13 protein-coding genes are annotated in these 12,712 nt (G+C 42.2%); 2 read left to right on the top strand and 11 right to left on the bottom strand.

Annotated elements, in window-relative coordinates; all coding sequences use genetic code 11:
• Window positions 1-83: 83 nt before the first annotated feature.
• Together OF158_RS03445 and OF158_RS03440 are read right to left on the bottom strand one after the other, a co-directional pair.
• Entirely contained in the window at window positions 84-1,265 is a 1,182-nt protein-coding gene (locus OF158_RS03445) for an aminotransferase-like domain-containing protein (protein ID WP_035182435.1), read from the bottom strand.
• A 414-nt stretch (window positions 1,266-1,679) separates the two neighbouring features.
• On the bottom strand, window positions 1,680-2,390 hold the full coding sequence (locus OF158_RS03440) for a FadR/GntR family transcriptional regulator (protein WP_014096073.1): 711 nt from the start codon (window positions 2,388-2,390) through the stop codon (window positions 1,680-1,682).
• Between the two features lie 216 nt (window positions 2,391-2,606).
• Between OF158_RS03440 and OF158_RS03435 the strand changes: the two genes are divergently transcribed.
• On the top strand, window positions 2,607-4,280 hold the full coding sequence (locus OF158_RS03435) for an L-lactate permease (protein WP_014096074.1): 1,674 nt from the start codon (window positions 2,607-2,609) through the stop codon (window positions 4,278-4,280).
• A gap of 288 nt (window positions 4,281-4,568) precedes the next feature.
• The gene (locus OF158_RS03430; RefSeq protein ID WP_014096075.1) at window positions 4,569-4,706 is read left to right on the top strand and encodes a zinc ribbon-containing protein; all 138 of its coding nucleotides are present in this window, start codon (window positions 4,569-4,571) and stop codon (window positions 4,704-4,706) included.
• A gap of 59 nt (window positions 4,707-4,765) precedes the next feature.
• Here OF158_RS03430 and OF158_RS03425 read toward each other — a convergent pair whose 3' ends face one another.
• The 9 genes from OF158_RS03425 to OF158_RS03385 form a co-directional block, all read right to left on the bottom strand.
• On the bottom strand, window positions 4,766-6,127 hold the full coding sequence (locus OF158_RS03425) for an APC family permease (RefSeq protein WP_014096076.1): 1,362 nt from the start codon (window positions 6,125-6,127) through the stop codon (window positions 4,766-4,768).
• An 11-nt stretch (window positions 6,128-6,138) separates the two neighbouring features.
• Complete coding sequence (locus tag OF158_RS03420; protein ID WP_014096077.1) at window positions 6,139-7,044, bottom strand: acetamidase/formamidase family protein; 906 nt, start codon at window positions 7,042-7,044, stop codon at window positions 6,139-6,141.
• 65 nt (window positions 7,045-7,109) lie between these two features.
• A complete protein-coding gene (locus OF158_RS03415) occupies window positions 7,110-8,459 on the bottom strand; it encodes a hypothetical protein (protein WP_014096078.1) in 1,350 nt (449 codons plus the stop codon).
• Window positions 8,452-9,156, bottom strand: coding sequence for a response regulator transcription factor (locus OF158_RS03410; RefSeq protein WP_014096079.1), 705 nt, complete (start codon window positions 9,154-9,156; stop codon window positions 8,452-8,454). The genes OF158_RS03415 and OF158_RS03410 overlap by 8 nt, the downstream gene beginning before the upstream one ends.
• Window positions 9,153-9,905: a sensor histidine kinase gene (locus OF158_RS03405; protein ID WP_225620958.1), complete on the bottom strand. Its 753-nt coding sequence runs from the start codon at window positions 9,903-9,905 to the stop codon at window positions 9,153-9,155. Before OF158_RS03405 ends, OF158_RS03410 begins: the two co-directional genes overlap by 4 nt.
• 871 nt (window positions 9,906-10,776) lie before the next feature.
• Window positions 10,777-10,992 (bottom strand): RpnC/YadD family protein, encoded by a 216-nt coding sequence (locus OF158_RS03400; protein WP_035182436.1) that lies wholly within the window; start codon window positions 10,990-10,992, stop codon window positions 10,777-10,779.
• 33 nt (window positions 10,993-11,025) lie between these two features.
• The gene (locus OF158_RS03395) at window positions 11,026-11,409 is read right to left on the bottom strand and encodes a hypothetical protein (protein ID WP_225620957.1); all 384 of its coding nucleotides are present in this window, start codon (window positions 11,407-11,409) and stop codon (window positions 11,026-11,028) included.
• Between the two features lie 221 nt (window positions 11,410-11,630).
• Window positions 11,631-11,906 (bottom strand): hypothetical protein, encoded by a 276-nt coding sequence (locus tag OF158_RS03390; protein WP_014096084.1) that lies wholly within the window; start codon window positions 11,904-11,906, stop codon window positions 11,631-11,633.
• A gap of 37 nt (window positions 11,907-11,943) precedes the next feature.
• Window positions 11,944-12,690, bottom strand: coding sequence for a hypothetical protein (locus OF158_RS03385; protein WP_014096085.1), 747 nt, complete (start codon window positions 12,688-12,690; stop codon window positions 11,944-11,946).
• Window positions 12,691-12,712: the final 22 nt, after the last annotated feature.

Below are 12,712 nucleotides of genomic sequence, written 5' to 3'. Positions count from 1 at the left end.
TGACAAACAGCCAGGTAAGCTTGGAGAACCCGGGAGCCCGGAACTTTTACATGCCCGGAAATCCCTTTTGCAGTTCCTCCCCGTTAAGTGCTTGTTTTCTTCCACTTTTTAAAACTTTCTTCCAGACGGGAAAACCCTTTTTTCATTTCCTCATCACTGCAGTAGGCGAAACAAAGACGGATTTTTGTGTTTCGCCCGCGCTCAAGCGTAAAGGCATCACCCGGCACAAACACGGCGCCGTCCTGTGCCGCCATTTTCATCCATTCCGTTACACCACCTTTTTTGACATCGATCCAGTAAAACAGCCCGCCGGCCGGTTCAGCTCCTTCCCATTGCTCCGTCTCGTGCATATGCTGTAAAAACCGTTTTGTCCAGTCTTTCCGTTTTTCATAAAAGTGTTTTTGTTTTGCAAGAATCTGCGGCCAGTTTTCGGAAGAAATGAGTTTTCCCGCCAGCATCTGGTTCATGGGCGATGTGCAGGCGTCTGTTACCTGCTTAAACTGTTCAAGTTTTTTCAGAAAGGCTGGGTGCGCGAGAATAAAGCCGGTCCGCATCGCCGGCGCCATAACTTTTGAAAAACTGTACAGGTATATGGTTCTTTCTTTTAAGGGATCGAGTTCGAACAAGGAAGGAGGGCGGCCGTGAAACAGCAGATCACGGTACGGATCATCTTCTATAATGATAAAATCATACTGGTAAGCAAGTTCAATGAGTTTTTTCCGTTTTTCGAGAGAGGTGGTGACGCCGGTTGGGTTTTGAGCATTCGGAATAATATAAAGCGCTTTCAATCTTCTTGTTTGCAATGTTTTTTCAAGAAAATCGACATCCAAACCGTCTTGTTCAAGCGGAATGCCGACCGCCTTGAGCCGGTACTGGTGCACCGCCGAAAAGGCAATGGAATACGTGTACATTTCCATTGCAAAACCGTCCCCTTCATCCAGCAGCATTCTGCAGACAAGGTCAACCCCCTGTGTATTGCCGTTTGTCGCCATGATATAGCTTTCCGGAATATTTTCCGTTTTAGAGATAACATCCACATACGGCCCAAACCCTTTTGCACTGCAATACTCATACAGGCGTGCCGGATCTGCCTCAAAGATTTCATTCATGATGCGCTGCAGTTCTTTTTTCGGGATCATGCCGCCATTTGGCATGCCGACGCTGAAAAATACCGGATCCCGGACAGCCGGCTCGATGCTGTCCATATACACATCAATCGCATTTTCTTTAATCTTGCCGCTCAACGCTGAAAACATTTGCTTCATCGCCGCCGCACCCCGCTTTCCATTTGCTGAAAAATTGCCTATACCCTATGTATATGGGAAAGCGCGGAGGAAAGTGACACAAAAAATAAAGCATGAAATCAGACAAGAAGACAAGGTAGCAATAGTATATCCAGGCCGCATGCCCTTGTCATCCACACGGAACATCAGCCGAGAAATTCACACCACCTCATGTTTCCAGCTGTTGTGCTTCGGTATTATCCTGTCATCGAAAGCCCGAAGTCGTACGAATCGGCGCAATACAAAAGCCTGTTCTGCTTGAAAAATCTTTCAAAGCGGAACAGGCTTTAAATTTCCTCTCATTCTCAGGTGCCAATATCAAGGGAGCCGGACTACCCCAAAACAGATCCCCTGCTGAAGAAAAGGGCCGGATTTGCGTTCATGAAAACAGATTGGTTAACGCAGAAAATCCTTTAGACTGTTTTCCACAAACTGCAAATGGTCGATCATGGCCTTGCGCGCTTTTTCGCTGTCCTTTTCTTCGATGGCTACCCTGATTCTTTCATGTTGCTCATACAAGGCGCCCAATGTGGAAGGATCAGAAAAAAGAAGCATTCTGCGCGTTTCTTTCATTGCATCCTCCATCGTCTCAGCAACCTGGTTCATCAGCCCGGCAAGAATCGGATTTTGTACAGCCTGGACAATGGCAAGATGGAAGGCAAGATCTGCTTTTTCACCGAGTTCTTCGTTCCCCGTCGCCCGCTTCATATCTGCGAGCGCCTGCCTTATCCTTTCCAGATCAGCTTCGGTCCGTTTGACAGCGGCCGTGGCGGCTGCTCCGGCTTCAAGAATCTTCCGGACTTCAAGCAGATTTGCCACATCTTCCTGATTCATCAGGACTGCCTGCGAAATGGGATACGAAATCCCGCTCGCATCAAAGTTACGGACAAACGTTCCCTCTCCCTGTTTTAGCTCAATATAGCCGAGCGCCCTTAGTGACGTTAACGCTTCTCTTATAGCCGATCTCCCCACGGAAAACTTTTCTGCCAAAAGTGGCACCGGATCAAGCTTATCCCCGGGCTTAAGCTCCCCGTTTTGGATCATCTCTATCAATTCATTTGCCACTTGTTCATAAATTTTTGCAGGTTTAATTTTTTTATATTTCATGTTTTCTCCTCTTATCCCTTTTCTATATTTTATGAATAACAGCAATCCGGAAAAATAGCAAACAAAAATTTTAAAAAAAGAGTTGTTTTTTCTTTTTATTATACTTATACTTTTTAACGTGTAAACCTTATCATCTGATGACTATTTCATCTAATGACCTTAAAAATTGCAATTGGGATGGATTGGAGAAAATTTTTCAAAAAGGAGTGGAGATTGTTGGAGTACGTACAAAATTTTATTCCGCTTAAGGGGCATTTGTTTTTATCCGCACTGATTGCTGCCTTTCCGATTCTGTTTTTCTTCTGGGCACTCGCCATTAAAAAAATGGCGGCACATCTTGCAAGCCTTGCCACGCTGGTGATTGCGCTGCTGATTTCTGTAATCGTTTACAGAATGCCGGCCGTACTGCCGGTTATGTCAGCTACCCAGGGGATTGTGTATGGGATTCTACCGATTGCCTGGATCATTATCAATTCTGTGTTTTTATATAAATTGACGGTCAAAACCGGCCAGTTTGATGTGATCCGCAACTCGGTCGTATCGATCACGGAAGACAGGAGATTGCAAGCTTTATTGATTGCGTTTTCATTTGGCGCTTTTTTGGAAGGTTGTGCCGGGTTTGGCGCGCCGGTTGCGATTACCGCTGCCCTGCTTGTCGGGCTCGGATTCAATCCGCTTTATGCAGCCGGCATCTGCTTATTGGCCAACACTGCACCGGTAGCATTTGGCGCAATCGGGTCCCCTGTAATTGCGATGGCAGGGCCGACCGGTGTTTCTGCACTGGAAATTTCAAAAATGATCGGGCGACAATTGCCGCTTATTTCCATGTTCATTCCGCTTTATCTCATCATTGTCATGGCGGGCTTTAAAAAAGCAATGGAAGTGCTGCCGGCGCTTATTGTATCAGGCTTGTCCTTTGCCTTGACGCAGTTCTTTGCTTCCAATTTTCTGGGGCCGGAACTGCCGGACGTTTTATCAGCACTCGTATCTTTGGTTGTCCTTGCCGTCTTCCTAAAATTTTGGAAGCCGAAAAACATATTCTATTTTGAGCATGAAGAGGCTGCCGCCGCGCTCGAAACGCCGCCTGTTTCCAATACAGGCGGGCAAATTGCGAAAGCATGGTCGCCATTTATTGTCCTGACGGTTTTGATCACCATCTGGGGCATCCCGCAGATCAAACTTGCGCTCACCGGGCAGTATGCCGGAGCGAACCCGGTTTTAAAGGCTCTAAACCCGATCGGCGGAGCGGCTTCGTTCAGCGGGAATGTGCCATTTTTAAACAATCATATTATCAATGGCTCGCACACCCCGATTGCGGCCATGTATAAGCTGGATCTGCTTGGCACTGCAGGCACAGCGATTTTTATCGCAGCCATTGTCACGAAGTTTCTTTTAAAAATTACATGGAAAGCCTGGTTTGCCGCATTCTTTGAAACGTTAAAAGAATTGAAGTTTCCGATTCTTACCATTTTGTTCATTGTCGGCTTTGCGTATGTCATGAATGCTTCCGGCATGATTACTACATTGGCATTGGCGCTCGCCAAAACAGCCGCTTTGTTCCCGTTTTTCTCGCCGGTACTTGGCTGGCTCGGCGTTTTCATTACCGGATCGGACACCTCGTCCAATGTTTTGTTTGGCACGCTTCAGCAAGTTTCAGCTCAGTCTGTCGGCATGAACCCGCTGCTTGCCATTGCGGCCAATTCATCCGGGGGTGTCACGGGAAAAATGATTTCTCCGCAGTCGATTGCCGTTGCCTGCGCTGCAACCGGGCTGATTGGCAGGGAAGCACAACTGCTGAGATTCACAGTCAAGCACAGTATGTTTTTGCTTTTCATCATTTGTCTGCTCACCTTCCTGCAATCCAACATCCTTTCCTGGATGGTGCCTTAATCAGAAACCCCGCTGCGGACATTTCGCGGCGGGGTGTTTTGTGTTCGATCACAGGATTCCGGGCAGGTAATTGAAGGTGCTTCCCCAATGTTAGATAGCCAGATTTTATGTTCGATTGCAGGATTCCGGCAGCCAGTGGGAGCATGACTCGGTGGAAAACCCGTGGCGGGACATTTTGATGAAGCTCTGTAGCGAACGGGCGGTTTTGCACGCGTATGGCAGCCGATGTTTAAAAACTTTTTCGCACGGGTATTCAAATGACAACACGAAACGAAAGGAGCATGGCCGATGCCACATACAGGTGAAACACCGGGAAAAGGCGAGTATAAATGCAAAAACTGCGGGGAACAGATTACGCTGGATGAAGATAAGGACAGGCTCCCTCCATGCCCGAACTGCCACGAAACGGAGTATACGGAAGCGTGAAAAATGGAAAAATCATACAAAGAGCAGCTGTCATCATGCAGCTGCTCTTTTACAGATGGTTATTCTAAATTTAAAGCAGTGTCTTTTTTAAACAGTTTCAGTACAATAAGATAGACAATGCCGATTGCCAGCCAAATAAAGCCAAGTTTCTTGGAGAGCGGATCAAGGTTAATCCATACATAGCCGATAACCGCAAACCCAATCAACGGCATTAGCAAATGTGCCACATAGTTTTTGCTTTTTTTCTTCCTCAGAAAGTAATTCATGACTGATAAATGCAGAAACAGGAATGATGAAAGTGCACCAAAGTTTACAACGGAAGATAGCTTTCCAATTTGTGATGAAAAGAATGCCGTGACAATGACAGAAACGACCGCAATCAAAAGTGTACTAAGATACGGCGTCTGGAATTTCGGGTGAACCTTTGCAAGAAAACCAGGCAGTTTTCGGTCACGGGCCATACTGTATAAAATGCGCGAAATGGCCGCCTGTGCAACAAGCGCATTGGCAATCCCCCATGAAAAAGCGGTTGCGACAATCGTCAATACTTTGAGCCATGTTCCGCCTGCAATCTCAGCGATTTGATAAAATGCTGTATCGGGGTTTTTAAACGCATGATAATCTGGCCATATTAAAGCAGCCACCCATGTTTGGATGATAAAAAGTGCACCAACGGCTAACAATGAATAAACACAAGCTTTTCCAATCGATTTGCTTCCATCCTTTGTTTCTTCTGCCAACGTGGAAATCCCGTCAAATCCTAGAAAACTTAATACGGCAATGGACACCGCTCCCATTACCACATTCATGCTGAAATGGCTATGGTCATACAGTGGCTTCATTGTAAAGTCCGCACCGTTAATGCCCTTAATAATTGCCGTAACGCCTACCGCTAGAAAAATTGCCAGCACAATTAATTCAAGTATTACAATAATTTTATTGGCTTTTGCTGTGAACTCTATCCCCCGAACATTAATTACCGTATTAATTGCAATAAACAGTACAGCCCAAACTACAATCGGAATTTGTGGAACAATATCATGCAAGGCAGAAGCACTGACGAGGTACAGCAATGCCGGCACAAAAATATAGTCCAGTAAAATCAGCCAGCCTGCAATAAAGCCCACTGAATCATTGATGCCTCTTTGTGCATAAGAGTAAACAGACCCGGCGATGGGGAAAGCTTCTGACATCCGTGCATAACTGAATGCGGTAAAAATCATTCCCACCATTCCAATTAAGTAAGTCAGCGCCACCATACCGTTTGAACCTTGAGCAACCGAACCGTAAATGCCAAATGGCGCAATCGGCACCATAAATACCATACCGTATATGAGTAAATCCCAGAAAGATAAAGACCGTTTCAGCTCCTGCTTATAAACAGGCTGCTGTTCCAAGCTTGCAACTGCTTGTTCTGCCATTTGCCCGCCTCCTAAAAGATTTCTTTTATTCCTAGTTGATGAACGATCAATTTTGGCACGAACATTCTCGCTGTTCTCAGCGGGTCAACAATCTGGCTGACCTGTACGTCCCCGGCTGCGCTTAATAACATCGTAACATCACTAACCGGTAAGCCGGATCGCTTGGCCAAATAATGAACCATTTCTTTTACCGCCCCCTCTGCTGCTTCATCCAGCGTCGGCTTTGACACGATAAAAGCAAAGCCGTCTTGATTTTCAACAACAGGGGTATGAATGGTTTGCCCTTTTATGACAGTCAGAACGACGGTTACCCTCGCTGGAATCTCAACGCCGGATACGCACACTTCTCCATCTCCCATTGAAGCGTGGACATCCCCTAAAGAAAACAACGCACCTTCATGGAATACCGGGAAGTACAACGTTGCACCCTCCGTAATTAAAGTGGTATCCATATTGCCGCCATGTTCTCCCGGTGTACCACAATTTACTTCTCCTTCATGGGGGGCAACCCCAATCACACCAATCATTGGCCTCAATGGGAAATGAATATTTTCATTAAAAGCTACCATGTCATTTTCAATTTGAATTTTTTTAATCGAAAAGTCTGTAATTTCATTCCCTAAAACGCCAAGTTCCGGTCCCGTTACCATCGTGCCTTCTTGACCCAGTTCAATTTTCTTAATTTCTACCTTTAAAATATCTCCAGGTGCTGCACCTTCCACATAGACCGGACCGGTTGCCGGATTAATCTGATTCCAATCAATAGCATGATAAGCTGTTTTTTCGCTTTCAATTTGATTCAAAAAGCAATCGTACGTTTCCACCACAATCTTCTCTCCTGATTCAACACACAGAGCAGGTTTGTTTTTTGCGCTCATTGAATAGACATACGTCTCTTTTGTAAGTAGATGTTCCATATTCTCAGCCTCCTTGTGTTACATCTTAAAATATTTCGAAGATTATTTTTTATAAAATCTTTACATTATTTTATTAAATCTTTACTCTTTGCTGTCAGAAACACTGCCAAGCCTGTTATAAGGGTGCCTGCTACAGTCACTGCAAGCCCGGCAGTAAACTTACCGGTACAGACAGCAATTCCATAACCAAGCATCCCGGTAATACAACCGGATACCGGAACCCGGACCGTCCTCCTTTTTTCCCCGACAAGCAAAGCATAAAATGGAAACGATACAGCTACATAAAACAAAAAGTAAAATTTCCATAAATAGACCATGTGATTTACCAATATGGTTGAACAGAGCAAAACCAACAGGACAAAAAGGAGAAAAACAAAAAAATATTTTTTGCGATTTTGAATGATCCATTTTTCCCCAAAAATATATACAAATATAATAGCTAGAGAAAAGATCGAAATCATGGTTTCATTTAACATACTGAACAACCAGACAATCGTAATCATTGTCCGAATGAAAGGGGAAAACGGAGCGGAAAAAATGGCTTGGCCCAGCTCTGTTAATGTCGTGATATGAAACCGGCTTAATAAATATACGGTAAAGATCATGGCCGAAAGCGGCACACTAGAAAAGCAGAAAAAAGCCAGCCGCACTGAGTTTTGCTTGTAATTTTGCTTGGTCGAACAAATGACTTGCCATAAAAACAAATGGGAGATTAACAATCCAATTAAGGCCATAAGAAAAGCTACTGCAAAAAGAAAGATATTTGGTGAATGCGGAAAAAGCATTGTACCGTAGTCTTGATAAACATGGTGAATCCCTTCCCTTAGATAGAAAAACGATGGGATAAAAAAAAGAATGAACCCGCACAAGATCAAAAATGAATAGCCAGTTCTGTAAATAACATGCATGCCGCCCAATCCGGCAACAATAAAACAAAATAGTGCTGCAAACCCGGTAAGCATGTAAGAAGGCATGTGAAAATACTCGAAAAAAATATGCCCACCAATAGATAGCTGCAATATGAGCCCTTCAAGGTTTGCAACCAGTAGTATAAAGAATGCAAATTTAAAGCCTTTAGGTGTTAATCTGTTTTTATAGGCGTCCAATAATGTCGGCACACTCCGGCTGTTTAATTGAATACGTTTAGTCAAATGCTGCACACATAGATAAGCCAAATATAAAATGATTGTAAAAGCAAAGAAACTATTAATGAAACCAAAGTGGAAGATGCTAAAGATCGGAACAGCCAGCAACGTTTGCGTAAATAAGGATATCCACAACAAAACGGTGCCTTTTTTCATGCCAAAACCCACGGCCGGAAATATTGATTGAAGAAAGCCCTGGCGGTTAATTTCCTCAAGGTTAAAAACGATAACCGCAGCAAATGTAAACAAAATGATGTACCAATCAATCATGATGCAATTTCTCCCTGTATTGTGTTGGTGTTTCCAGCACGTGTTTTTTAAAGGATTGGCTAAAATGATAAATCGAAGCAAAACCTGTTTCTTCCGCTATTTTTTGAATGGACCATTCGGGGTGTGCTTTAAGAAAAACTTTCGCCATCTCAATCCGGTATTTAATCAAATACTCCTGAAAACTCATCCCAAGTTCTTTGGAAAATTTCCGGCTTAAATAATTTGGGGAAACATGCACCTGGCTTGCAAGATCAGCCAAATTGATTTTTGAATGAAAGTCTTCCCGGATAATTCGAATTACTTCCTGTATGTCAGAGGACAATCCTTCAATATAACCATATTTATTCACATAGTTTTCAAGCATCCGGTACAGTTCTTCTGTGATAATCGGTTTAACAAGATAATCAAAAACATGCAGTTTAATGGCATGCTGTGCATATTGGAAATCTGCATGAGCTGTTATCATCACACATTCCGATTTATAATTCTCCCTTATATATGCACATAATTCCAATCCACTTTCCCCTGGCAAACGGATATCCAAGAAAGATAAATCAATCGGATGATTTTCCAGCATCTTTTTTGCCTGCACTGCATCTTCGGCTTCAAACAGCTCCCACTCTGGATAACGTTGCCGGATTAAAAACACGAGTTGCTCCAATTCAAGTATTTCATCATCAACAATTAATATATTCATACTTTTCCCTCCGGTGTATACGGCCATTTGACTGTTAAAATCGTACTCCCAGCCTCTCTGTTGATAGATAATTCTGAATGTAAATCATAGATTAATTCTAATCGCCTCTTAACATTGATAAGCCCTACCCCTAAAACGCCGAAACTGGCATTTTCTGACCCTGGCCCGTTATCTGCCACAAACAGTATCACCCAATTTCCTTCTCTTTCCAATCCAATTTGCAAATACTTCTCTCCGGGCTGTTTCTCCAACCCGTGTTTGAAAGCATTTTCCACCAAGGTTTGCATCATATAAGGAGGCATATAGGTTCGCCTCGCATCTTCCTGAATATCTATCTTTACTTTCAGGCGGTTACCGAACCGGATTTGTTGAATGGAAATATAGTGACTTGTATAAGCCAGTTCTTCTTCGAAAGCGACAAGCGCATCTTTTTCCGTATATTTGTAACGCAAAAACTTTGAAAATTCCTCAAGTGCATGCGTTAAATCTTTTGTCCTTCCAAGCCTGTTCAGCGAGAGCATTGCATTCAAAGAGTTAAATAAAAAGTGGGGCTGGATTTGCTGACTAAGCTGTAAATATTCCACTCTGTGCAGTTCTTTTTCCATTTCCATTTTTTTATTCTCCAGCTGCAAATAATCCAGCTCCTTATCCAAAAAACCAAGCAGCAGAAGAACAACATAAGCTGCAATTGGGGCGCCCAGTGACAGCATAACCAGTATTGTAAAAATGGTTTCAGCCAATGGCTTCACCTCTCAATAATTGTTATTTCTCTCTCTTTTAAGATCAAATTATATCACAAATCAGGCCAATGATTTTATCTGTTTTGTTGAATAGATAGAACAAGCGGATTTAAATATAATAAAGGGGATGAACAATCATTCATTTTAAAGGAGGAATTACCCGTGTCTACGTTAAATTCGTGGTGCCACTACTATTTTCCGGGGAAAATGACAGCCGCGTCCCGTTCAGTACCTGCTTTTCGTGGATGGCGGGCAGAGGGCGGGCTGATTGACTGCGGCAGCGGCTTTGAAATTTTCGACGAAATAAAAAAAGGAATACGCCGTCCAGTCTGTTTATCTTACCCATTACCATCTGGACCATATTTTGGAGGCGTATCTTTTTAAAAGTGCCAAAATTTAAGATGTAAAAAACTGAATGAGATAGAAAAACTGACAAAAGCGAGCGGCATGCTGAGCCCGGCCGACGCGGAGAACCGCAAAAAGTGGACAAAACAGCTGTTTGAAAAACGCCTGAAAACCGGCAGCCGTTGCTGAACCATACGGAAAAATGATATCCGTACGGGGAAAAGTTTGATGTAAATGGAATGAAATGTCGATGATCCATCCGCCCGGCCATACGGAAGGACACTGCTGCCCATATATTTCCGAAGCACGTATCCTTTTGCCTGCGATTTTGACCTGGCCTCTTTTAACCTGTGGTACAACAACGCCAACTCAGACATTTGAGGCATTTATCGCATCGCATATGCGAAGACTATATAAGTTGAATTTGGAATTTACATCTTTACGCACAGTCGGTTCATGTTCGTTTCCCTTCTTTTCTTAGTCCATCCGCATACGTTATTATCATGCCGCCCTCCCATTTCAAAGCCATCAGCCCTTATTCCTTTTCCAGCTTCTCCTTTATTTCAAGGATCTTTTTTTCAGAAAAGCCTGTTGCCTTTTTGATAAAATCTAGTGGCATCCCAAGTTTAATGAGATTTCGGGTGATCTCGATTTTCCCTTCTTGTCTTCCTTCTCGTTTACCTTCTTGTAGTCCTTCTTTTCTCCCTTCTTCTCTTGCTTCTTGTTTTAGTTCATCTTCATACGTTATCATCATGCCGCCCTCCTATTTCAAAGCCATCAGACCTTATTCCTTTTCCAGCTTCTCTTTTATTTCAAGGACCTTTTTTTCAGAAAAGCCTGTTGCCTTTTTGATAAAATCAAGGGATGCCCCAAGTTTAATGAGGTTTCGAGTGATTTCTATTTTTCCTTCTTCTCTTCCTTCTTTTCTCCCTTCTTCTCTTGCTTCTTGTTTTAGTTCATCTTCATACGTTATCATCGTGCCGCCCTCCCAATTTTTGATTTCCTGGTTAAATTCCTTTTGGTAATGACTTTCGAGTTTTATCATGTGGTCCATGAAAATGAAAAGTGTCAGTAAATCCTTTTTATCGAGCTGCAAGCGATCTTTCATAACATTAAAATTCATTCTACCGCTTATAATCTCTTTCTTTTCATATTTGGAATTCTCCATTAACTTAACCCCTTAATAATTTTTAAGTGTCATTTATTCTAAGATTTTAACTTATTCATCATAACGGTCCTTTTTTCGTAAAACGTTCCAAACTGTTTTACAACAATGAGAAAAAAATAACCAATGCCAGCAATACCGTATTTCATATATTTTCTCCCGACATTCTGATCCGTAATTTTTTAGTTTGTTTATCTATACAAGCATAACAGCCACGTGAACTACTAGCCCAATAATAAGTAACCAAATAAAGAACGAAATATAATACTCATAAATGCCTCATCCTCATTATAAATAAAATGCCAGCCTGCTGATAAATTGTCCCATCCTACTGTATTCGCATGGGCTACTGCATATCCTATTCCAACAAAAACGATTGAGTAGAGAAAAGCAGCGATTAAGAAAAATTTCATTCGATCCATTGTTAATCGGCCTTCTTGAACTTCTAACTTGATTTCTTCAAAGTTTTCTTTCGTTAAGATTTTTTCTCTCTCCTTCATATCATCCTATTTTTTCTTCATTATTAACTCTTAATTTTTATTTAAACCATTTCGCTACACTGTCTCCTATACTTTTGCTGACTTTTTCAATCGAATCTATTCCCTTGTTTATTCCCTTTTTACTTTGATCAGATATACTCTTGGATGAATTTCCCCACTTATAATTTATCCCGTAACTAACCATTGTCCCAACTCCAAATCCAACTACCGTGCCAATCGGAGGAAAGAATGCGGAACCAATTGCTGTACCTGCCGCAGTAGCTGCCGTGCCAAAAGCACCGTCTACAACAGTTCCAACTACAACTTTTTGCGTGTCACCCTTATACTTTTTGTAATTATCCGCAGCTATAAGTCCGTAACCTAGCGGGCCTAGTGCTTTTCCGGCTACTTTTGCCCCTTTTCCCAATGTATTCAGGCCTTTAAAACTTTCTTTTATTTCTTCTGTCAAATTTTTGTATGCAACTTTTGGTTTTTTCCACTCTGGGAGAGATCTGACAGTTTTTTTAATTGCTTTATATTTTTTTCCAGCAAATTCGTCTACAAATGTTGTTGATATTTTCACAGCTTTTTTAATTGGAGATAGTTTCTTCATCTCTCTAAATTTATCTATTCCATAAAGGTTTTCAAATTCTTTCTTCATTGCAAGTTTCCCACGTTCTCTGCCAAACGTTTCAATAGACTCAAGTAAATGATTAAAATTTTCTTTTGAAAGTGCCTTCCCTTTGTATTTAGCCAGATGATTTAAAAGAGCTTTTCCATTTATTTTATAGATTGTATTATTCATATAATTATTAAATGTTCGATAC

The sequence above is a fragment of the Weizmannia sp. WK01 genome (assembly GCF_025905465.1).
In the GTDB taxonomy this organism is placed as follows: domain Bacteria; phylum Bacillota; class Bacilli; order Bacillales; family Bacillaceae_C; genus Weizmannia; species Weizmannia faecalis.
The sequence above is the reverse complement of the archived record's forward strand: the minus strand, read 5'-3'. Positions and strand labels throughout refer to the sequence as shown.